Source organism: Sphingomonas arvum, from assembly GCF_026013565.1.
Classification (GTDB): domain Bacteria; phylum Pseudomonadota; class Alphaproteobacteria; order Sphingomonadales; family Sphingomonadaceae; genus Sphingomicrobium; species Sphingomicrobium arvum.
In genome coordinates, this window is the sequence record NZ_JAPDOB010000001.1 from 21,208 (window position 1) to 41,598 (window position 20,391).

20 protein-coding genes are annotated in these 20,391 nt (G+C 69.2%); 13 read left to right on the forward strand and 7 right to left on the reverse strand.

Annotation, left to right across the window (positions count from 1 at the left end; all coding sequences use genetic code 11):
- Positions 1-11: 11 nt before the first annotated feature.
- Positions 12-1,673 carry a urocanate hydratase gene (gene hutU, locus OMW55_RS00065; RefSeq protein WP_264879967.1) on the forward strand — a complete coding sequence of 554 codons (1,662 nt, stop codon included), beginning with the start codon at positions 12-14 and terminating at the stop codon, positions 1,671-1,673.
- A 27-nt stretch (positions 1,674-1,700) separates the two neighbouring features.
- Here hutU and OMW55_RS00070 read toward each other — a convergent pair whose 3' ends face one another.
- On the reverse strand, positions 1,701-2,288 hold the full coding sequence (locus OMW55_RS00070) for a hypothetical protein (protein WP_264879968.1): 588 nt from the start codon (positions 2,286-2,288) through the stop codon (positions 1,701-1,703).
- Between the two features lie 207 nt (positions 2,289-2,495).
- Between OMW55_RS00070 and OMW55_RS00075 the strand changes: the two genes are divergently transcribed.
- From OMW55_RS00075 to OMW55_RS00095, 5 genes are all read left to right on the forward strand, one after another.
- The gene (locus OMW55_RS00075; protein ID WP_264879969.1) at positions 2,496-3,245 is read left to right on the forward strand and encodes an ImuA family protein; all 750 of its coding nucleotides are present in this window, start codon (positions 2,496-2,498) and stop codon (positions 3,243-3,245) included.
- Positions 3,160-5,715 carry a Y-family DNA polymerase gene (locus OMW55_RS00080; protein WP_264879970.1) on the forward strand — a complete coding sequence of 852 codons (2,556 nt, stop codon included), beginning with the start codon at positions 3,160-3,162 and terminating at the stop codon, positions 5,713-5,715. The genes OMW55_RS00075 and OMW55_RS00080 overlap by 86 nt, the downstream gene beginning before the upstream one ends.
- Positions 5,716-5,720: 5 nt before the next feature.
- Positions 5,721-9,026, forward strand: coding sequence for an error-prone DNA polymerase (locus OMW55_RS00085; RefSeq protein ID WP_264879971.1), 3,306 nt, complete (start codon positions 5,721-5,723; stop codon positions 9,024-9,026).
- A gap of 19 nt (positions 9,027-9,045) precedes the next feature.
- Positions 9,046-9,657: a hypothetical protein gene (locus tag OMW55_RS00090; protein WP_264879972.1), complete on the forward strand. Its 612-nt coding sequence runs from the start codon at positions 9,046-9,048 to the stop codon at positions 9,655-9,657.
- 106 nt (positions 9,658-9,763) lie between these two features.
- Positions 9,764-10,162: a DUF2147 domain-containing protein gene (locus OMW55_RS00095; RefSeq protein ID WP_264879973.1), complete on the forward strand. Its 399-nt coding sequence runs from the start codon at positions 9,764-9,766 to the stop codon at positions 10,160-10,162.
- Here the strand turns inward: OMW55_RS00095 and hutH are convergent.
- Genes hutH through OMW55_RS00110 form a run of 3 tightly spaced genes read right to left on the reverse strand, consistent with a single transcriptional unit; the run spans position 10,159 to position 13,024 of the window.
- A complete protein-coding gene (hutH, locus tag OMW55_RS00100; RefSeq protein WP_264879974.1) occupies positions 10,159-11,661 on the reverse strand; it encodes a histidine ammonia-lyase in 1,503 nt (500 codons plus the stop codon). The two genes, OMW55_RS00095 and hutH, sit on opposite strands and share 4 nt — an antisense overlap.
- 44 nt (positions 11,662-11,705) lie before the next feature.
- Positions 11,706-12,068: a fluoride efflux transporter CrcB gene (gene crcB / locus OMW55_RS00105; protein WP_264881952.1), complete on the reverse strand. Its 363-nt coding sequence runs from the start codon at positions 12,066-12,068 to the stop codon at positions 11,706-11,708.
- Complete coding sequence (locus OMW55_RS00110; RefSeq protein ID WP_264879975.1) at positions 12,065-13,024, reverse strand: DUF808 domain-containing protein; 960 nt, start codon at positions 13,022-13,024, stop codon at positions 12,065-12,067. Before OMW55_RS00110 ends, crcB begins: the two co-directional genes overlap by 4 nt.
- A 56-nt stretch (positions 13,025-13,080) precedes the next feature.
- Here OMW55_RS00110 and serS point away from each other — a divergent pair, with 56 nt between their 5' ends.
- Both serS and OMW55_RS00120 read left to right on the forward strand, forming a co-directional pair.
- Positions 13,081-14,340, forward strand: coding sequence for a serine--tRNA ligase (serS, locus tag OMW55_RS00115; RefSeq protein WP_264879976.1), 1,260 nt, complete (start codon positions 13,081-13,083; stop codon positions 14,338-14,340).
- A 52-nt stretch (positions 14,341-14,392) separates the two neighbouring features.
- A complete protein-coding gene (locus OMW55_RS00120) occupies positions 14,393-15,115 on the forward strand; it encodes an alpha/beta hydrolase family protein (protein ID WP_264879977.1) in 723 nt (240 codons plus the stop codon).
- Here OMW55_RS00120 and OMW55_RS00125 read toward each other — a convergent pair.
- The gene (locus OMW55_RS00125; RefSeq protein WP_264879978.1) at positions 15,081-15,539 is read right to left on the reverse strand and encodes a hotdog fold thioesterase; all 459 of its coding nucleotides are present in this window, start codon (positions 15,537-15,539) and stop codon (positions 15,081-15,083) included. The two genes, OMW55_RS00120 and OMW55_RS00125, sit on opposite strands and share 35 nt — an antisense overlap.
- A gap of 16 nt (positions 15,540-15,555) precedes the next feature.
- Between OMW55_RS00125 and OMW55_RS00130 the strand changes: the two genes are divergently transcribed.
- Both OMW55_RS00130 and OMW55_RS00135 read left to right on the forward strand, forming a co-directional pair.
- Complete coding sequence (locus OMW55_RS00130) at positions 15,556-15,882, forward strand: DOPA 4,5-dioxygenase family protein (protein WP_264879979.1); 327 nt, start codon at positions 15,556-15,558, stop codon at positions 15,880-15,882.
- A 35-nt stretch (positions 15,883-15,917) separates the two neighbouring features.
- Positions 15,918-16,070, forward strand: coding sequence for a hypothetical protein (locus OMW55_RS00135; RefSeq protein ID WP_264879980.1), 153 nt, complete (start codon positions 15,918-15,920; stop codon positions 16,068-16,070).
- A 12-nt stretch (positions 16,071-16,082) separates the two neighbouring features.
- On the opposite strand, the gene OMW55_RS00140 is transcribed toward OMW55_RS00135, so the two are convergent.
- Positions 16,083-17,336 carry a cation:proton antiporter gene (locus tag OMW55_RS00140; RefSeq protein WP_264879981.1) on the reverse strand — a complete coding sequence of 418 codons (1,254 nt, stop codon included), beginning with the start codon at positions 17,334-17,336 and terminating at the stop codon, positions 16,083-16,085.
- Positions 17,333-17,587 carry a 4a-hydroxytetrahydrobiopterin dehydratase gene (locus OMW55_RS00145; protein ID WP_264879982.1) on the reverse strand — a complete coding sequence of 85 codons (255 nt, stop codon included), beginning with the start codon at positions 17,585-17,587 and terminating at the stop codon, positions 17,333-17,335. The genes OMW55_RS00140 and OMW55_RS00145 overlap by 4 nt, the downstream gene beginning before the upstream one ends.
- Before the next feature lie 85 nt (positions 17,588-17,672).
- On the opposite strand from OMW55_RS00145, the gene hppD reads away from it, so the two are divergent.
- From hppD to paaD, 3 genes are read left to right on the forward strand one after another with little or no spacing between them, the layout of a single operon-like run.
- Positions 17,673-18,758 (forward strand): 4-hydroxyphenylpyruvate dioxygenase, encoded by a 1,086-nt coding sequence (hppD, locus tag OMW55_RS00150; protein WP_264879983.1) that lies wholly within the window; start codon positions 17,673-17,675, stop codon positions 18,756-18,758.
- Positions 18,755-19,957: a 3-oxoadipyl-CoA thiolase gene (gene pcaF / locus OMW55_RS00155; protein WP_264879984.1), complete on the forward strand. Its 1,203-nt coding sequence runs from the start codon at positions 18,755-18,757 to the stop codon at positions 19,955-19,957. The genes hppD and pcaF overlap by 4 nt, the downstream gene beginning before the upstream one ends.
- On the forward strand, positions 19,957-20,388 hold the full coding sequence (paaD, locus tag OMW55_RS00160) for a 1,2-phenylacetyl-CoA epoxidase subunit PaaD (protein WP_264879985.1): 432 nt from the start codon (positions 19,957-19,959) through the stop codon (positions 20,386-20,388). The genes pcaF and paaD overlap by 1 nt, the downstream gene beginning before the upstream one ends.
- Positions 20,389-20,391: the final 3 nt, after the last annotated feature.

Consider the following 20,391-nt stretch of genomic DNA (forward strand, 5'->3'; position numbering starts at 1 on the left):
GAGGGGGACGAGTGAACGATCGCAGGGACAACAGCCGCCGCATTCGCGCGCGGCGCGGCTCCGACATCGTGGCCAAGGACTGGCTGACCGAAGCCGCAGTCCGCATGCTCCAGAACAACCTCGACGACGACGTGGCCGAGGACCCGCAAAGCCTGGTCGTTTATGGCGGGATCGGACGTGCGGCGCGCAACTGGGCCTGTTACGACAAGATCGTCGAGACCCTGGAGCGCCTGGACGACGACCAGACCCTGCTGGTCCAGTCCGGCAAGCCGGTCGGGGTATTCCGCACCCACCCCGACGCTCCGCGGGTGCTGATCGCCAACTCCAACCTGGTGCCTAAGTGGGCGACCTGGGAGCATTTCAACGAACTCGATCGCGCCGGCTTGATGATGTACGGCCAGATGACCGCGGGCTCGTGGATCTACATCGGCACGCAGGGCATCGTCCAAGGCACCTTCGAGACCTTCGCCGAGATGGGCCGCCAGCACTATGGCGGCGACCTCCGGGGCAAGTGGATCCTCACCGCGGGCCTGGGCGGCATGGGCGGCGCGCAGCCCCTGGCGGCGGTGATGGCCGGCGCCCATTGCATCGCGATCGAATGCCAGGAAAGCCGGATCGAGAAGCGGCTGGAGACCCGCTACCTCGATCGCCGTGCATCGACCATCGACGAAGCGCTGGACATCATTGGCAGCGCCACCGAACCGACCAGCGTCGGGCTGCTCGGCAATGCCGCCGAGATTATCCCCGACATGCTCGCCCGCGGCATCCGCCCGGACGCGCTGACGGACCAGACCAGCGCCCACGACCCTGCCAACGGCTACCTGCCGATCGGCTGGTCCGTCGCCAAGTGGCAGGACATGCGCGAGCGGGATCCCGCCGCCGTCGCTCAGGCTGCCCGCATCTCCATCGCCCGCCATGTCGAGGCGATGCTATCCTATAGGGACATGGGCGTGCCGACCTTCGATTATGGCAACAACATCCGCCAGGAAGCCAAGGACACCGGCGTCACCCACGCCTTTGACTTCCCCGGGTTCGTCCCGGCCTACGTCCGCCCCTTGTTCTGCCGCGGCATCGGCCCGTTCCGCTGGGTGGCGCTGAGCGGCGATCCGGAGGACATCTACCGCACGGACCAGCGCGTGAAGGAGCTCATTCCCGACGACCCGCACCTCCACCGCTGGCTGGACATGGCGCGCGAGCGTATCGCCTTCCAAGGCTTGCCCGCCCGCATCTGCTGGGTGGGCCTTGGCCAGCGCCACCGGCTAGGCCTTGCCTTCAACGAGATGGTGAGGAACGGCGAAGTCAGCGCCCCCATCGTAATCGGCCGGGACCACCTCGACAGCGGGTCGGTCGCGTCACCGAACCGCGAAACCGAAAGCATGAAGGACGGCAGCGACGCGGTGTCCGACTGGCCGCTGCTCAACGCCCTTCTAAACACCGCGAGCGGCGCGACCTGGGTCAGCCTCCACCACGGCGGCGGCGTCGGCATGGGTTACAGCCAGCACGCCGGCATGGTCATCGTCGCCGACGGCACCGACGAGGCAGCGCGGCGACTGGAGCGGGTGTTATGGAACGACCCGGCCACCGGTGTCATGCGTCACGCGGACGCGGGGTATGATGATGCGGTCGACTGCGCCCGAGCGCAGGGGCTGGACATCCCGATGATTCAAGCGTGAGCTTAGCGCAGATGGGCCGACCTAGACCTACTTTCGCGAGCTGGCGATCAGTTGCCGGACGGCTTGTGCTTGCTCACTGGTCGTCTTGAACAGGAATGGGCTTGAACAAGGCGCTTGCAGCAGGGTCAACAGATTTGGCTCTTTGTTGGTCAGGATGGTTGCGCTTGGACCTCTAAGTGGCGGCATGACCGACCCCGGTCGGCGCAAGGCAAGGAGGAATGGTCCGGACTCCATCTCCTTCGGTTCGCCGAACGTAGAATTGTCCCACGTAACGACGATCTTGCTTGGTACGCTGCCGGTCAGAACCTCGTCCACAAGCACCTCGAAGCGCGCGTAGTCACTCAACAACAGTTTGTCTGGATCGCTGTATATCTTGCGCATGTCGTCGGGCAGGTTCGGGTCGCTCAGCTGGCGACGGCGAAACGCCTCGTCCCGTACGATCCGGTAGTTCAAGACACGGCCTACCAGCACCACGTCCGCGAACCTGACATCGTGAAGGTCGAGCTCAGCATCAGTGCGACAAGCGTAAGCAGGCGTGCTGATTACCAAAGACGCAGCAGCCAAAGCGACATCAAACTTTGAGCTAAACATGGAGACAACTCCTGCGAACGCCATAGTGTTGCACTATTCGTATGGGGCGGCTGTCCTAAGATAACATTGCTGCCGATGTCCTGTGGGTCCATTTCCTGCCTGAACGCCGCCCGATGCTTACCTTCTTGGCGGGGTGAGCAGGAGGCGCCGCCCAAAATGACCGCCCCAGAGTCCCTTGACGGCGAGTGAGGGAGGGGAACAAATAGCGAACGAACCTGGTTGCGAGTCGCTGTGTCTGGTCCCTCATCACCTATTGCCGAGCTTCGGGAAAGCCTGCGCGCCATTACCGGCGACGTGCGGGAGCGGCCGGTCCTGCCGTTCGGGATCGCGCCGCTCGATGACCGACTCGCGAGTGGCGGGCTGCGGCTTGACGCGCTGCACGAGGTGTCGTCGCGCGGGTCGGGCTGGGGCGACGATGCGGCGGCGGTGCTGTTCGTGGCCGGGGTCGCCGCCCGGACGCAGGGCGACGTGCTGTGGGTGGTGCGCTCGCGCGACCTGTTCGCGCCGGGCCTTTATCAGGCCGGTCTCGCCCCTTCCCGAGTGATCTATGCCGAGGCCCGCGACGATGCGGAGTTGCTGGCGCTGCTGGAGGAGGGGCTACGGCACCGCGGCCTGGGTGCGGTGGTCGGCGAGGCCCGGCGGCTGCAGATGGCCCAGGCGCGCCGGCTCCAGCTCGCCGCCGAGACTGGGGACACGCCGGCCCTGCTGCTGCGGCGGTCGGCGCGCGACGGGGCCGACCCGCTGGACGCACCCTCGGCCGCGGTAACCCGCTGGCGGATCGGCCATGCGCCGTCGCTGCCGGTGCCGTGGGACGGTCTTGGCCCGGCCTGCTGGCGCGTCGAGTGCGTCCGCCAGCGCGGCGGCGAACCATTCGAACTTCTGGTGGAGGGCTCCGATGAAGCGGGTCGCCTCGCTCTACCTGCCCAGCTGGTCGATCGACCGGTTGCGCAGGATCGAGCGCCGCTGCGCGCCGTCGGCTGAGGCCGATAGCCGCGCCGCCTTTCACGCCTTGGGCGCCGAGGCGGCCGCGGAGCGCGCGCAGCAGTGCTCCGTGCCTAACGAGGGCGGCTGGCGACCCGGCGCGCGCTGGGCCCGCAGCGACCCCGCCAGCGGACTGGCGGACAGCCGCGAGCAGGTCGAAGCAGCGATCGAGGCCCTGCCGCTCCACCGCCGCCCGGCCCAGCGCGAACTGGGCCGGGTCAGCGAGGCCGCGGAAAACCCCTTCCGCAAAGGCCTGACCCGCCCGCCCGAGGAGCGCGTCGCCATACCCGCCCCCTTGCGTGAGCTGTCGCGGCGGACGGAAGCGGCCGAGCCCCTGTTCCGTGCCGGCACCCGTGGCTGGGTGGGGGAGGACCTGCAGGCGGCGGTGAACGGCCTGCCCGCGCACCAGCGGCCGCGCGGGGGCGAACTGTCGCGCAAGTCGGAGGTGGTCGACAATCCGTTCCGGCTGTCACCCGACGACGTCGGGCCGAACCTGCGGCACGGCCGCCCCCACATGCCGCCGCTGCAGTTCCCCGGCGAGGATGCGCCGGCCAAGGCCGGCCGCGGCGCGGCGCTGCGGAGCGAGGACAAACGCGATCGCTATCGCAACGAAGCGCCGTCGCTCAGGCAACTGGCGGTCATGCCGCCGGTGCAGGGCCCGGGGGAGGACGTCGCCCAGCGCCGGGCGATGAAGACGCCCAAACGCAGCGCGCGCGACGGCCATGGTGGCGAGGCGGGCTATGTCGCGCCGCCCAACGTGGCGCAGAGCCTCAAGCAACTCGCCGCCATGCCCGCCGTCCAGTTCCCCGGCGAGGGACCGCACCCGGACAATCACGGCCGCAGCGAACCGACCGCGCCCACCTACGGCCAGGGCCGCTTCTTCCAGACCGGCCGCACGCTCGCCAGCGTGGTGGCCCGGGTGTGCGGGGACGAGGACTTCGACGCTCCGGTGGAGTTGGGCCGCGCCGAACCGCCGCTGGTGACCACGCGCAAGGTCGGACCGCGCGTCGAACTGGTCGCGGTGAACGCCGCGTCACGGGCGCTTGGACTGGTCCCGGGCATGGCGCTGACCATGGCCCGCGCCCAGGTGCCGGCGCTGGAGGTGCGTGAGGCCGACCCGGAGGGCGACGCCGCCGAGCTCACCACCTTGGCCGAGCTGCTGGCCCGCCGTTGGGCGCCGACCGTCGCCATCTCCGACGCGGACGGGCTGTTCATTGACCTCAGCGGCGTCGCCCACCTGTACGGCGGCGAGGCGCGCTTCTGCCGCCGGCTGCTCCGCCTGCTGGCCCGGCACGGGATCGCCGCGCGGGTGGCCGTGGCCGACACCGCCGGCGCGGCCTGGGCGCTGGCCCGCTTCGGTCCGCCCGAGCCTGCGCAGCTGCTGGCGCCAGGGGGCCAGGTCGAGGCACTGGCGCCGCTGCCGGTCGCCGCACTCCGGCTGGAGCCGCCCGCGCTGGAGCTGCTTGCACGGTTGGGGGTGGATTGCATCGGCCAGCTCACTGCCCTGCCACGCGCCCCGCTGGTGCGTCGCTTCGGCCGCCGGATCGCCGACCGGATCGACCAGGCGCTCGGTCGCGCGCCCGAGCCGCTCGACCCGGTGGTGCCGCCCACCCGGCTGGCCGTCGAGCAGCCCTTCGCCGAGCCGATCGCCACCCCGGAGGCGATCGAGCATTGGCTGCGCGAGCTGATGGGGCGGCTCGCCATCGAGCTGGCCAAGGCGGGGCAGGGCGCCCGGTCGGTCGAGCTGGTCGCGGCCCGCGTGGACGGCGTGCCGCAGCGGCTGCGGCTCGGCTTTGCACGGCCGACCCGCGACCCCGGCCACATGCTCCGCCTGACGCTGAGGCGCATCGAGGAAATCGAGCCCGGCTACGGCATCGACGCCATTGCCTTGCTGGTCCGGCGCGCCGATCCACTGGGCGCGGAGGCGCTGTCGCCAGCCTTGGCGGAACCGGCCGGGACCGACCTCGCGCCACTGATCGACGCGCTCGCCAACCGCATCGGGACGGAACGGCTGTGGCGGGCGGCCCCGGTCGAGAGCGACGTGCCCGAGCGCTGCTGCACCCGCACCGCCCCGCTCGACCCGCCCCGGTGCGCATCACGAACGCTACCGGCCGACGACGTCCGCCGCCTCGATGGGCGCCGGCCGGACCATCCTTGGCACCCGCGTTGGCCGCGTCCCGTGCGGCTGCTGCGGCGGCCGGAGCCGATCGGCCATGTCCTGGCCGAGCTGCCCGACCAGCCGCCCCGCCGGTTCAGCTGGCGCGGCGTGACCCACCATGTGGTGCGGGCGGAAGGGCCCGAGCGGGTCGCGGGCGAATGGTGGCGCCGCGCCCCCGAGCGGCTGGCGGTGCGCGACTATTACCGGGTGGAGGACGAGGCGGGGCAGCGCTTCTGGCTGTTCCGCCGCGGTGACGGGCTGCGGAGCGAGACGGGCGACCTCAGCTGGTTCGTCCACGGCCTGGGTAATTGAGAGCCATGGCCTATGCCGAACTCCAGGTCTCCACCCACTTCTGCTTCCTGCGCGGCGTGTCGTCGTGCGAGGAATTGTTCTCGACCGCGTCGGTCATGGGCCTGCCGGCGCTCGGCGTCACCGACCGCAACTCGGTCGCTGGCATCGTCCGCGCCATGGTGGCGGCGGAGCAGACCTCCGCCCAGGGCAACCCCGTCCGCATGGTCGCCGGCTGCCGGCTCGACCTGGTCACCGGAGCGTCCCTGCTGGTCTGGCCGGAGGACCTCGCCGCCTGGAGCCGCCTCACGCGCCTGCTGACGGTGGGCAAGGCGCGCGCCCGGCCGCAGCATGGCGAAAAGGGCCAGTGCTTTATCCACTGGGAGGATGTGGCGGAGCATGCCGCTGGCCTGGTCGCCGCGCTGGTGCCGGGCACGGACGGCGTGGACGAAGGCGCGCTGCGCTGGATGGCCGACCTGTTCGGGCGCGGCACCGGCGGCCCCCGCGGCCATGTCTGCCTGACGCAGCGGCGCCGGCCCGACGACGCCCGCCGCCTGCACGAGGCAGCGGTGGCCGCGCGCCGCTTTGGCCTCGCCCCGCTCGCGACCGGCGACGTGCTTTACCACCATCCCGACCGCCGGTTGCTGCAAGACGTGGTCACCGCCATCCGCGAAAAGATCACGGTGGACGACCTCGGCCTCCGGCGTGAGCGCTCGGCCGACCGCTGCCTCCACCCGCCGCGCGAGATGGAGCGCCGCTTCGCTCGTTTCCCGGACGCACTCGCCGCCGTCGAAGTGGTGGTGGAACGCTGCACCTTCTCCCCCCGCGACCTGCGCGACCAGTATCTCTACCCCGAGGAAGCGGTGATGGCCGGGCACACGCCGCAACAGGCGCTGGAAAAGCTCAGCCACCGTGCGCTCGACCAACGCTTCAAGGGCAACCCGCCGCCCGAATATCGCGACCTGCTCGCCAAGGAACTGGGGCTGGTCGCCAAGCTCAACTACGCCGCTTATTTCCTGACGGTCCACTCCATCGTGGAGTTCGCCCGCAGCCAGGACATCCTCTGCCAGGGCCGCGGCTCGGCGGCCAATTCGGTGATCTGCTTCGTGCTGGGCATCACCTCGATCGACCCGATCGTCCACCAATTGCTGTTTGAACGCTTCCTCTCCGAAAGTCGGGCCGAGCCGCCCGACATCGATATCGATTTCGAGCACGAGCGCCGGGAAGAGGTGATCCAGTGGATCTACGAGACCTACGGCCATGACCATGCCGCGCTGACCGCCGTGGTCAGCCGCTTCCGCGCGCGGGGCGCCGTGCGCGAGGTCGGCAAGGCGCTGGGCCTGCCGGAGGACATGACGGCGGCGCTGGCGGGCCAGGTCTGGGGCTGGTCGGAGGAAGGCGTCGCCGACCGGCACGTCGATGCGCTCAACCTCGACCGCGGCGACCCGCGCCTGGCGCTGACGCTGGAGCTTGCGCGCGAGCTGATCGGCACGCCCCGCCACCTGTCGCAGCATCCCGGCGGTTTCGTGCTCACCCGCGATTCGCTCGACCGGCTGGTGCCGATCGAGCCCGCCGCCATGACCGACCGCCGGGTGGTCGAATGGGAAAAGGAGGATGTGGAGGAGGTCGGCATGATGAAGGTCGACATCCTCGGCCTCGGCATGCTCGGCTGCATGCGGCGCGCCTTTGATCTGCTCAAAGCGCACAAGGGCGTGCGCCTGACACTTGATCATGAGGAGCTGCAGGTCGACGATCCCGCGACTTTTGCCATGATCCAGCGGGCCGACACGCTGGGCGTGTTCCAGATCGAAAGCCGGGCCCAGATGGCCATGCTCCCCCGGATGCGGCCGGCTACTTTCTACGACATCGCCATCCAGGTCGCGATCGTGCGACCCGGTCCGATCCAGGGCGACATGGTCCACCCCTATCTCAAACGGCGGGAGCAGAAGCGCCGCAACCCGGACATCGAGTTCGACTATCCAAGCCCGGAGCTGAAGGCGGTGCTGGGCAAGACCTATGGCGTGCCCCTGTTCCAGGAACAGGCGATGAAGGTGGCGATCGAGGGCGCCGGCTTCACTCCCGCGCGCGCCGACGAGCTGCGCAAGGCAATGGCGACGTTCAAGTACACCCAAGGCGTTGGTCAGTTCAAAACCGAGCTGATCGAGGGCATGGCGAGGAAGGGCATCGGCCCGGATTTCGCCGAGCGGCTGGTCAAGCAGATCGAGGGCTTCGGCTCCTACGGCTTTCCGGAGTCCCACGCCGCCAGCTTCGCCAAGATCGCCTACGCCTCGAGCTGGATGAAGTGCCACCACCCGGACGTGTTCTGCTGCGCCCTCTTGAACGCCCAGCCGATGGGCTTCTACGCGCCGGCCCAGATCGTCCGCGACGCGCGTGAGCATGGGGTGGAGATCAGGCCGGTCTGCGTGGTCGACAGCGGCTGGGACACGCGGCTGGTCGAGGGGGGAAGGGGTTCCGGACTGCCGCTGCGGCTTGGCCTGCGTATCGTGCACGGTGTTGCGGAGCTGGACGGGGCGCGGATCATCGCCGCCCGCGACGCGGCGCCCTTCCGGTCCGTGGAAGATCTCTGGCGCCGCTCGGGGGTACCGCTCGCCACTCTTGAGAAGCTGGCCAAGGCCGATGCCTTTCATGCGCTCGGGCTCAACCGACGGCAGGCGCTGTGGGCGATCCGTGGCCTGGGCGAGACACCGCTACCGCTGTTGGCGGCGGTGGAACGCCGCGAGGAGCCGGTCAGCCTGGTGCCGCTCACCGCCGGGCGCGAGGTGGTCGAGGACTACCGCGCGACCCAGCTGACGCTTCGCCAGCACCCGTTGTTCTTCCTGCGCGCGGCGCTGGCGCGCCAGCGGGTGATCCCGTGCGCGGCCCTGCGCGACGTGCGCGACGGCCGCCGGGTCGAGGTCGCCGGGATCATCCTCGTCCGGCAGAAGCCCGGCTCGGCCAAGGGCGTGCTGTTCATCACGGTCGAGGACGAGACCGGGGTCGCCAACATCATCCTGTGGCCCGACCGGTTCGAGGCGCAGCGCACGGTGGTGATGTCCTCGGCGATGATCAGCGTCACCGGCGTGGTTCAGCGTGACGGTGAAGTGATCCACGTCATCGCCGACCGCATCCACGACCGTACCGACATGCTGCGCCAGGTCGGCGACATCGACCTGCCTAGGCTGACCACCCCGGGCGACGGGGCCACGGGTGGCGGTTCGCCCGACCGGGGCGAGACCGGCTGGCGGCCGCAGGTGCGGAGTGACTACCACCCGCCGTTCCGCACCGGCTGCGACCCGGAGGACGTGATCCCGATCCGCAGCCACGACTTCCACTGACGCGCCAAGCATCGTGGACATGCCCGAACATCTCTCCGACCCCGTCTCAAGCGGGGCCGACGTCCGGATCACCTGCGGCCACTGCGGCTTCGAGGAGGATTGGACGCCCGCGGCACTCGCCCGGCACCTGGCGGAGATCGGCGGCAGCCAGCGCTGGGCTGAGCTCACCCGCCACCTGCGCTGCCGCCGCTTCGGCTGCGGTGCAACGACCCTCGACGCCGTTCCGCTGCCGCCCGGCAGCCGCCCGGCCAACATGCCGCGGCGGATCGGCCGGCTCGATGCCCATTTGCTCAGCGCCGCGCTGGCGGTGCTGGAGGGCGTCACCCAGCGCTCGCACGGTCAGGCGGTGGCGACTCTGGAGGTGCGCCTCGCCCTGCTCGTGGTGCATCGCTACGCCCGCGACCGGGACTGTGTCCGCCGTTTCTGGCTGCGGGCCGCGGATGGGAACCGCACCGTTGACGCTGGCCTTGCCGAGCCGCTCCAGCTGATCAGGCATCGCCTGGTCGCGGCCGGCTGGCTGGCACCGCCGGTCCTGCTCGAACCCGCCCGGACCTGGCCGTGGGACTCGCCCGCGCCGCCCGGCTGGAAGGCCCCGGCCGCGGTGGCGACGCGGCCCGATGAGCAGGCCTAGCGATCGCCGCCGGCGGGCGTTGCTCCGTCAACTTCTTGAACACCGCCACATTTCAGCCGTTCTTCGGCAAGGCTGCGCTAACATTGGGGCGGCTAGTGAGGCGGCCATGAACAAGATCGTCACGCCCCTCCTGGCGGCCGCGCTGGCATTGCTGCCGGCCGCCGCCAACGCCGCTTCGCCGCTGGAAGGGCTGTGGCGCAACCCCAAGGGCAGCGTAGTGGTGCGCATCGCGCCTTGCGGCCAGCAGCTGTGCGGACGGGTGGTCCAGGCCAATAGCAAGGCCCGGTCCAAGGCGGCGGAGGGCGGCACCGATCATCTGGTCGGCACCACGCTGCTCAGCAACATCACGCCAATCGGCGCCAACCGCTGGAAGGGCCGCGTCTTCCTGCCCAAGCAGAACACCCACGCGACCGGCAACCTGCGTCTCGCGGGGCGGCAATTGACGGTTCAGGGCTGCCTGCTGCTGGTCGTGTGCAAGGACCAGACCTGGGTGAAGGTCAGCTAGAGCACGAAGCCGCCGCTGAGCTCACCCGCCAGTACCGCCGCCTGCAGCGCCGCCATCTCATCCGCCCAGTAACGGTCCGCCTCCAGGTGCGGGCTCAAGCCGCGCACCCGGGCGTGCAGCGCCTGCAGCGGCTCCGACGTCGCAAGCGGCGCATGGTAGTCCACCCCCTGCGCGGCGGTGATCAGCTCGATTGCGACCACCCCGGCCGTGTTCCGGGCGACCGTCGCGGCCTTGCGGGCGGCGATCGGCGCCATCGAGACATGGTCCTCCTGGCCAGCGCTGGTCGGGATCGAGTCGACCGAAGCCGGAAAGGCCAGGCTCTTGTTCTCGCTGACCAGGGCGGCGGCCGTGACCTGGGGGATCATCAGCCCGCTGTTCACGCCGCCATCGTCGACCAGGAACGCCGGAAGGCCGCTCATCTTGGGGTCGACCAGCACGGAGGTGCGGCGCTCGGATAGGCTACCCACCTCGCACAGCGCCATGGTGATCGTGTCAGCGGCGAACGCCACGGGCTGGGCATGGAAATTGCCGCCGCTGATCGCCGCGTGCTCGTCCTCGAACACGATGGGATTATCCGTCACCGCCGCTGCCTCGATCGTCAGCGTGCGCGCGGCATTGGCCAGCAGGTCCAGCGCGGCGCCCATCACCTGCGGCTGGCAGCGGAAGCTGTAGGGGTCCTGCACCCGGCCGCAGCGATGGTGCGAGGCGACGATCCCCGAGCCCTCGAGCAACCGGGCCAGCTCGCCCGCCACCCGGATCTGACCCGGCTGTCCACGTAACAGCGAAATGCGCCGATCGAACGGCTTCACGCTCCCTTTCAGCGCATCGACCGACAAGGCCCCGGCGGCCAGTGCCGCACCGAACACCCGCTCGGCCGCAAACAGCGCGTCCAGCGCGATGGCGGTGCTCGCCTGCGTGCCGTTGATCAGCGCCAGCCCCTCCTTGGGGCCAAGCTCGAGCGGCGAGCGGCCAAGCCGGGCCAGCGCCTCGCCAGCGGCCAGTCGCTCACCAGCCAGGTCGATCCACCCAAAGCCCATCAGCGTCGCCGTCATGTGCGCCAGCGGCGCAAGGTCTCCGCTGGCACCGACCGACCCTTGCGCGGGAATCACCGGCATGGCGTCGCGCGCCAGCAAGCCCTGCAGCGCATCGATCACCTCGCGGCGCACCCCCGAATGCCCGCGCCCAAGGCCGAGCAGCTTCAAGACGATCATCAGCCGCACGACCTGACGCGGCAGCGGCTCGCCCAGCCCGCAGCTATGCGACAGGATCAGGTTGCGCTGCAGTTCTGCGAGGCGGCCAGCCGGGATCCGCTCGTTCGCGAGCAGGCCGAAGCCGGTGTTGATCCCATAGACCGTGTCCCCGCCTGCGACGATGCGCGAAACGGCCGCGGCGGAGGCGGCGACCCGCTGCATCGCGGTGTCATCGAGCGTGACAGCCGCCCCGAGCCACAGCTGGCGCAGGGTGTCGAGGGTGATCGCTTCGGGGTCGAGGATAAGCATGGCCGTCGTTTGGCAAATTTCGCGCGGCGCAACCAGCGCGATGGCTACAGCAGTCGCGCCGCCGCCGCGCCGAGCGCGATCGCCGCGAGCGACAGCAGCACGGAGCCGCCGACATACAATGCCGCCGTGCCCGCCTGCCCGCGCTGCCACAGGGTCAACGCATCAAGGCTGAATGCGGAAAAGGTCGTGAACCCGCCCAACACGCCGGTGGCGAGGAACAGCCGCCAACCCTGCGATCCGCCCGGCAGCAGCCCGGCAGCCAAGGCCATCAGGAATGAGCCTGCCACGTTCACCGCCAGCGTGCCGACCGGGAACCCAAGACCGAACCAGGCCACCGCCAGCCGGTTCACCCCATGCCGGAGGACCGCCCCGATCCCGCCGCCCAGGAATACGACCAGCGTGTTCAGTGCGCACCCTCCGTCGCCACCGTCTTGCGCCTGGGCAGCACGTGCAGCACCGCGACGATGATCGCCCCGATCACGATGCCGACGATCGCTCCGCCAAGCGCGGTAAGCAGCCACTGCCACACCGGCACCCAGAAGCCGATCAGCTCCGCGCCCCGATGCGCCGCGTCATGCACCAGGTGCGGCAGCGCCTCGGCGACGTGCAGCACCTCCAGCCCGTGCAGGATGATCTGCCCGCCGACCCATAGCATCGCGGCCGTGCCGATGCCCGACAGCGCGCTCAGCAGCTTGGGCACCCCGGCTACCATCAGCCGACCGACCGACCGGCCGGCGCTGCCGCCGCGCTTCACCATGTGCAGCCCGATGTCATCCAGCTTCACGATCAGCCCGACCGCGCCATAGACCGCCACCGTGATGACTACGCCCACCAGCGCCAGCGCGAACGCCCGCAGCCAGAAGCCCTGCGCGTCCAGCGTCGACAGGGCGATCACCATGATCTCGGCCGACAGGATGAAGTCGGTGCGGATCGCGCCGGCCACCTGCCGAGCCTCGAGCTCGCCGGGATCATCGCACTCCATGAGGGCCGCTTCGTCCTCATGCTCGCCGGCGAGCTTCTCCCACAACTTCTCCGCGCCTTCGAAGCACAGGTAGCAGCCGCCCAGCATCAGGATCGGCGTGATTGCCCACGGCGCGATCGCCGACAGGATCAGCGCCACCGGCAGGATGACCAGCAGCTTGTTCTTGAGGCTGCCGACCGCGATCTTGCCGATGATCGGCAGCTCCCGGTCGGGTGTCAGCCCGGTGACGTAGCGCGGCGTCACGGCCGTGTCGTCGATCACCACCCCGGCCGCCTTGCTCCCGGCCTTGCCGACCGCCGCGCCGATGTCGTCCACGCTGGACGCGGCCAGCTTGGCGATGGTGGCGACGTCGTCGAGCAGGGCGATAAGTCCGGACGGCATGGGCAGGGCCTTAGGCGAACTTGCGCGGGGGGCGCAATTCGCGCATCCGCCCACCCATGCTGAGCCTCGACTTCATCCGCCAGAACCGTGACGCCGTGGCCGAGGCCTGCGCGGCGAAGAACGTCGCCATCGACCTCGACGCGCTGCTCAGCCTTGATGGCGCCGCCCGCGCGCTCAAGACCGAGATCGACCGCCTTCGTGCCGAGCGCAACGCCATCTCCGCCGGGTTCAAGTCCGCAGCCCCGGAGGAGAAGGCCGAGCTCGGCCGCCGCGCCAAGGAAGCCGGCGCCCGCGCCGCCGAGCTCGAGACCGAGCTGGCGATCAAGGACGGCGAGCTGAGAGAACTCCTCCTCCGCGTGCCCAACATCCCTTGGTCGGGCGCCCCGGTCGGTCCGGACGAAAGCTTCAACACGGTCGTCCGCACCGAAGGCACCCCGCGCGACTTTGCCTTCATTCCGCTCGACCATGTCCAGCTGATCGAGCAGAACAATTGGGCCGACCTCACCCGCATCGTCCAGGTCGCCGGCTCGCGCCAATATTGCCTGAAGGGCCGCCTGGCCCTGCTCGAAGGCGTGCTGATGAACTGGGCGCTAGCCAGGCTCTCGGCCGCCGGCTTCACCCCCATCACCGTGCCCGCGCTGACCCGCGAGGACGCCTTCGTCCGCCAGGGCCAGTTTCCCGGCCACCGCGAGGAGACCTACCAGCTGCCCAACGACGAGCTGTGGCTGGCCGGCACTGCCGAAGTGGCGCTGACATCGCTCCACTCCGGCGAGATCCTGGACCTGTCGAACGGCCCCGTCCTCTACGCCGGCTACTCCCCTTGCTTCCGCCGCGAAGCGGGCAGCGCCGGCCGCGACGTGCGTGGCCTGCTCCGCGTCCATCAGTTCCTCAAGGTGGAGCAGTACGTCATCTGCGAAGCGGACGAGGCGGTCTCGGCCGAGTGGCACGCCAAGCTGCTGGGCCTCGCCGAACAGCTGCTGACCGATCTCGAACTGCCCTACCAGGTGATCGAGACCTCGACCGGCGACATGGGGCTGGGCAAGTATCGCATGAACGACATCGAAAGCTGGGTGCCGTCGCTCGGCAAATACCGCGAGACCCACAGCTGTTCGACCCTGCACGACTGGCAAGCGCGCCGAGCCAACCTCCGCTACCGCGACGCCGAGGGCAAGGTGCGCTTCGCCCATACCCTCAACAACACCGCGCTGGCGTCCCCGCGGATCCTCGTGCCGCTGCTGGAAAACCACCAGACGGAGGACGGCCGGGTGCGCCTGCCGAAGGTCCTCCAGCCGCTGATGGGCGGTGAGTATCTTTAACCTGTTGCGCCGATCCGGCCCCAAAGCGGGCCGTGATACGTTGCACTGCAACATGGAACTCGACACCCGTCCGCCCCCGGCCTCCGCGCGCATCGCCGAAGTCGCCGCTTTCCTGCCTCGCGCGTGGAAGGGATTGGCGCCGGTGCGCCCGCTCGGGCCGCCCGATGGTCCCAAATGCCTGGTCCTGCCCGGCTTCCTGGCCAGCGACCGCTCGACCATCGAGCTCCGCCAGGCCTTTGCCGACGGCGGCTGGCGGGTCGAGGGTTGGGACCAGGGCCTCAATACCGGTGCCAAGACCGACACCATCGCCCAGCTCCGCCAGCGCTTCGAGGAGTTCAGCGGCGGCGACAAGGTCCTGCTGGTCGGCTGGAGCCTGGGCGGCGTGTTCGCCCGCGAACTGGCCCGCGAAGTGCCGGAGGATGCGCTGGCCGTCGTGACCTTGGGCTCCCCGTTCAGCGGCGACCCGCACTGGAACAACGTGTGGCGGATGTACGAGCTGGTGGCCGGCCACCCGGTCGACCAGCCACCGGTCATGCGCGATCACCGCAAGCCGCCGGTCCCGACCCTCGCCCTGTGGTCGCGCCGCGACGGCATCGTCGCCCCGCGCGCCGCCTACGGCCTGCCGGAGGAGAGCGACGAAGCCGTGGAGCTCGACTGCACGCACATGGGCTTTGCGGTCAGCGCCGCGGGCACGCGCACCGTTGTTCGCGAAGTGACGCGGTTCCTGGCGGACCGCGAACTTACGCCTGCCCGGCTGCGATCACCGCCAGCGTGATCCGCGACAGGCATACCAGTTTGTCCCGCTCGTCCGTGATTCGGATTGTCCACACCTGCGTCGTCCGGCCGACTGCCTCGGCCTTCGCCACCGCGAACACATAGCCGTCCCGCGCCGCCCGCACGTGGTTGGCGTTGATCTCCAGTCCGACCACCACCTTCTCGGCCGGATCGACGGTCAGCATGCCCGCGACGGACGCCACCGTCTCCGCCAGGGCCACCGACGCCCCGCCGTGCAGCCGCCCGAACGGCTGGTGCGTGCGCCGATCCACCGGCATCCGCGCCCTGAGCCAGTCCTCGCCCAGTTCCACGAACTCGATTCCCAAGTGCCCCGGCATGCTGGCATCGCCCAGTCGGGTCAGCGCCTCCAGGTCGATGTCCTTGCGGTGCCAGATCGCCACCTTACCTCCGGTGATGAGCGTCAACAGGTGCGATGAGCAGATGACCGTCCGCGACTTCCACGTCCACCTCTACTTCGAACCGCATGAGGTAGATCGCGCCCGGGCCGTTGCCGCCGAGGTGCAGCGCCGGTTCGGCGCCGCGGTCGGCCACTCTCATACCCGCCCCGTGGGCCCGCACCCCCGCGGCTCGGTCCAGCTGACCGTACCCACCGCCCGCTTCGGCGAGGTCGCCACCTGGCTCCCGCTCCACCGCGACGGGCTGACCGTCTTCGCTCATCCGTCCACCGGCGACGACAAGGCCGACCATACGGCGCATGTCATCTGGTTCGGCGCCAGCGAACCGCTCGGAACGGAGATGTTCGGCTAGCGATTGAGCCTTCAACCACTAGGAGGAGACGAAGCATGACCCCCGAAGGCAAGCGCATCGCCAAATATGCCGCGATTGGCGCGATCATCGCCATTCCGGTGCCGATCGTCGGCCCGATTGTCGGCGGCCTCGTCGGCGCGTTCATGGGCGCCAACAAGAACCGCCGGCTCTACGGCCGGCCCTATTGACCGGCGCGAAGATCAGTCCGGATCGCAGTCTCCGTCCAGTCGCTTGAGCACGGGACCGATCGTGGCCCCTTGCACCAGGACGGAGAACAGCACTACGAGGTAGGTGACGGTGAGGATGGCCGTGCGGGCCGGCTCGGCCGTGAGCGACAGCGCCAGGGCGACGGAGATGCCGCCGCGCAGCCCGCCCCATACCAAGGTTACTCGGGCCGGACGCTCGGGCAGTGAGCGGATCAGGGCAAGCGGCACCGCGACCGACAGGAAGCGCGCGACCAGCAGCACCGGGATCGCCAGCGCGCCTAGCAGCAGCAGGGTCGGGCTGGGCGAAATGGCAATGATCTCGAGCCCAATCAGCAGGAACAGGACGGCGTTCAGCAACTCGTCGACCAAGGCCCAGAATTTCAGCACATGGTCCCGCGTCACGTCGCTCATGGCGTAGGCGACTCCGGCATTGCCGATCAGCAGGCCGGCGACTGCCATCGCCACGGGTCCGCTCACTCCCAGCCAGTCGCCCAGCGCATAGCCGCCCATGACGATCGCCAGCGTGATCATCAGCTCGACGTTATATTCATCGATGCTGCGCATGGCGACAAAGCCGATCCACCCGACCAGCAGCCCGAGCAGCACCCCGCCGCCGGCCTCGACGAAGAACGCCTCAAGGAAATGCGGTACGGTGAAATCCGCGCCGCTCGCCGCGACGGTCAGCAGGATGGAGAAGACCACCACGCCGACGCCGTCGTTGAATAGGCTTTCGCCCGCAACCGTCGCCTGCAGCGTCGGCGAGCAGTTGGTTCGCTTCAGGACCGCCATCACCGCCACCGGGTCCGTCGGGCTGATCAGCGCTCCGAACACCAGGCACCAGATCATCGGCACCGGGACGCCCAGCAATTGGGTGAGGAGGTAGGAACCGCCGCCGACCAGCACCGTCGACAGCAGCACGCCGATCGTACTCAGCACCAGGATCGGCCAGCGGCCTCGGCGCAGTTCGTGCCAGTCGACGTGCAGCGCGCCCGCGAACAGCAGAAACGACAGCATGCCGTCGAGCAGGGTGGTCTCGAAATCGACGCCGCCGAGGAAGGCGGCCGCATGCCCGGACAAACCCGCTGCCGGGTTCAAGCGATCGAACAGCACCACCAGCAGCGACACCACCGCTCCCATCGCCGTCATCGCCACCGATTGGGGCAGCCGGAGCAGCCGATGGTTCACGTAGCCGAAGGCGGCGACCAGCACGACCAGGGTGGCGGCGATGTCGAACCCGCTGAACGTCACGTGCGGTCGCCCGCTAACGCGTTGATCGCCGCGGCGAGCGCATGATCGCGCTCCGTCACCCCACCGGCATCGTGACTGGTGAGCCGGAAGTCGATCCGGTTCCAAACGCAGGTGAACTCGGGATGGTGGTCGACCTTTTCGGCATGGAGCGCAACGCCGGTCAGGAAGGCGAACGCCTCGGCGAAGTCGCGGAAGCGGAAACTGCGGGTCAGTGCACCTCCGTTGTGGGCCCAGCCATTCTGATCGCTCATGGACCGTCCTTGCCCGTCGGTGCCACACTTGAAAAGAGCGGGGTGGCGGAGCAGGGACTTGCTCAAATCACAAGGAGTCTCCGCCATGGCCACTGCCACCGCTGACCTGTCGCCGCTCGGGCTCGAGAACCCGATGGGCACCGACGGTTTCGAATTTGTCGAGTTCGCCGCCCCGGACGCGCAGCTGCTGCGCTCGCTGTTCGACAAGCTGGGCTTCCCAGCCGTCGCCCGCCACAAAAGCCACGACATCACCCTGCACCGGCAAGGCGACATCAACTTCCTGATCAACGCCCATGCCGAAGGTCACGCCGCCGACTTCGCGCGCGAGCACGGGCCGTCGGCCGCCTCCATGGCCTTCCGGGTCAAGGACGCCCGCGCTGCGCACGCCCGCGCGCTGGAGCTCGGCGCCACGGACGCCAGCGAAGGCGGGCTCGGCGTTCCAGCCATCGAGGGGATCGGCGGCTCGCGCCTCTACCTCGTCGACCGCTACGGCTCGACCGGGTCCTTCTACGAGGACAGCTTCACCTTTGAGGACGGCTGGCAGGAGCATGAGCGCGAGGCGAACGCCCACCTCGTCTATCTCGACCACCTGACCCATAACGTTCACCGCGGCCGGATGGCGCACTGGGCCGAATTCTACGAGCGGCTCTTCAACTTCCGCGAGATCCGCTATTTTGACATCGAGGGCAAGGTCACGGGCCTGTTCTCCAAGGCGATGACCAGCCCCTGCGGCAAGATCCGCATCCCGCTGAATGAGAGCCAGGACGACAAAAGCCAGATCGAGGAGTTCCTGCGCGAATATGGCGGCGAGGGCATCCAGCACATCGCGCTGGGCTCCGACGACATCTACGCCAGCGTAGATATCCTGTCGGAGCGCGGCATCCCGTTCCAGGATACCATCGACACCTATTACGACCTGCTCGACGACCGCGTGAAGGACCATGGCGAGCCACTGGCCGAACTGAAGAAGCGGAAAATCCTGGTTGATGGCGCGCCGACCGAGGGACAGGGCTTGCTGCTGCAGATCTTCACCCAGAACGTGATCGGCCCGATCTTCTACGAGATCATCCAGCGCAAAGGGAACGAGGGCTTCGGCGAGGGCAATTTCAAGGCGCTGTTCGAGTCGATCGAGCTTGATCAAATCCGCCGCGGGGTCATTTCGGCGGAATGACCGAGGCCTTCATCTGCGACGCCGTACGCACACCGATCGGCCGTTATGCCGGTGCCCTGTCCGGCGTGCGCGCCGACGACCTTGCTGCCATCCCGATCCGCGCGCTGATGCAGCGCAACGGCGGCGTCGATTGGGAGCAACTGGACGACATCATTCTCGGCTGCGCCAACCAGGCGGGCGAGGACAACCGCAATCTCGCCCGCATGGCCGGGCTTCTGGCGGGGCTGCCGCACCACAGCGGCGGTGTCACCCTCAACCGCCTGTGCGGGTCCGGCCTCGATGCGGTGGCGATGGCCGCGCGCTCGATCCGCGGCGGCGACAAGGACTTCATCATCGCGGGGGGCTCAGAGAGCATGAGCCGCGCGCCGTTCGTCATGCCCAAGGCGCAGTCGGCGTTCGACCGCAATGCCGAGATCTACGACACCACCATCGGCTGGCGCTTCGTCAACCCGAAGCTGCGCGATGCCTATGGCGACGACACCATGCCGAGCACGGCCGAGAATGTCGCCGAGGACTTCAGCATCAGCCGCGCAGACCAGGACGCCTTTGCGCTCCGCAGCCAGGAAAAGGCCTCCGCCGCGCAGGCCAACGGCCGCCTCGCCGCCGAGATCGTTCCGGTCGAGATACCCGGCCGCAAGGGCGAAGTGACCACCGTCGAGCAGGACGAGCACCCCCGCCTCACCAGCCTCGACAAGCTTGGCCAGCTGAGGCCAATCGTCCGGCGCGACGGCACCGTCACCGCCGGCAATGCCTCGGGCGTCAACGACGGCGCCGCGGCGTTGATAGTCGCCTCGGAGGAGATGGCGACGCGGCACGGCCTCACGCCCCGCGCCCGTATCCTCGGCGGTGCCGTCGCCGGCGTGCCGCCCCGTATCATGGGCATCGGCCCGGCACCGGCCACGATCAAGCTGCTGAAGCGGCTCGGCCTCGCGCTGGATCAGATGGACGTTATCGAACTCAACGAGGCCTTCGCCGCGCAGGGCCTCGCCGTGCTCCGCGAACTCGGCCTCTCCGACGACGACCCACGCGTGAACCCCAATGGAGGCGCCATTGCGCTCGGCCACCCGCTCGGCATGAGCGGCGCGCGCCTGGCCCTTACCGCCACCGAGGAACTCACCCGTACCGGCGGCCGCTACGCGCTGTGCACCATGTGCATCGGCGTCGGCCAGGGCATCGCGCTGGCGATCGAGCGGGTCTGATGCGCGAGCTGTGGGACGTCCTCGCCGAAGTCCCCGACCCCGAGATCCCGGTGGTATCGGTGGTCGACCTCGGCATCGTCCGCGACGTCAGCCCTGAACGCGTGGTGATCACCCCGACCTATTCCGGCTGCCCCGCGACCCTCGCCATTGAACAATCGATCCGCGCCGCCCTGGACGCCGCCGGCTACCGCCAAGTGCGTATCGATACGGCCATCGCGCCGCCCTGGACCACCGAGTGGATCACACCCCAAGGCCGCGACAAGCTCCGCAGCTACGGCATCGCCCCGCCCGAACCTTCCGGCGAGGTTCACTGCCCGCAATGCGGCAGCTCAGCCGTGGAGGAAGTCAGCCGCTTCGGCTCCACCCCGTGCAAGAGCCAGTACCGCTGCCGCGACTGCCTGGAGCCGTTCGACCGCTTCAAATGCCATTGAGAA

Bases quoted from the DNA above. Each gene is read 5' to 3' on its own strand.
- OMW55_RS00070 (WP_264879968.1), bottom strand. From the start codon at position 2,288: ATGGCGTTCGCAGGAGTTGTCTCCATGTTTAGCTCAAAGTTTGATGTC.
- OMW55_RS00080 (WP_264879970.1), top strand. From the start codon at position 3,160: ATGAAGCGGGTCGCCTCGCTCTACCTGCCCAGCTGGTCGATCGACCGG.
- OMW55_RS00085 (WP_264879971.1), top strand. From the start codon at position 5,721: ATGGCCTATGCCGAACTCCAGGTCTCCACCCACTTCTGCTTCCTGCGC.
- OMW55_RS00090 (WP_264879972.1), top strand. From the start codon at position 9,046: ATGCCCGAACATCTCTCCGACCCCGTCTCAAGCGGGGCCGACGTCCGG.
- OMW55_RS00095 (WP_264879973.1), top strand. From the start codon at position 9,764: ATGAACAAGATCGTCACGCCCCTCCTGGCGGCCGCGCTGGCATTGCTG.
- hutH (WP_264879974.1), bottom strand. From the start codon at position 11,661: ATGCTTATCCTCGACCCCGAAGCGATCACCCTCGACACCCTGCGCCAG.
- OMW55_RS00110 (WP_264879975.1), bottom strand. From the start codon at position 13,024: ATGCCGTCCGGACTTATCGCCCTGCTCGACGACGTCGCCACCATCGCC.
- serS (WP_264879976.1), top strand. From the start codon at position 13,081: ATGCTGAGCCTCGACTTCATCCGCCAGAACCGTGACGCCGTGGCCGAG.
- OMW55_RS00120 (WP_264879977.1), top strand. From the start codon at position 14,393: ATGGAACTCGACACCCGTCCGCCCCCGGCCTCCGCGCGCATCGCCGAA.
- OMW55_RS00130 (WP_264879979.1), top strand. From the start codon at position 15,556: ATGACCGTCCGCGACTTCCACGTCCACCTCTACTTCGAACCGCATGAG.
- OMW55_RS00135 (WP_264879980.1), top strand. From the start codon at position 15,918: ATGACCCCCGAAGGCAAGCGCATCGCCAAATATGCCGCGATTGGCGCG.
- OMW55_RS00145 (WP_264879982.1), bottom strand. From the start codon at position 17,587: ATGAGCGATCAGAATGGCTGGGCCCACAACGGAGGTGCACTGACCCGC.
- hppD (WP_264879983.1), top strand. From the start codon at position 17,673: ATGGCCACTGCCACCGCTGACCTGTCGCCGCTCGGGCTCGAGAACCCG.
- pcaF (WP_264879984.1), top strand. From the start codon at position 18,755: ATGACCGAGGCCTTCATCTGCGACGCCGTACGCACACCGATCGGCCGT.
- paaD (WP_264879985.1), top strand. From the start codon at position 19,957: ATGCGCGAGCTGTGGGACGTCCTCGCCGAAGTCCCCGACCCCGAGATC.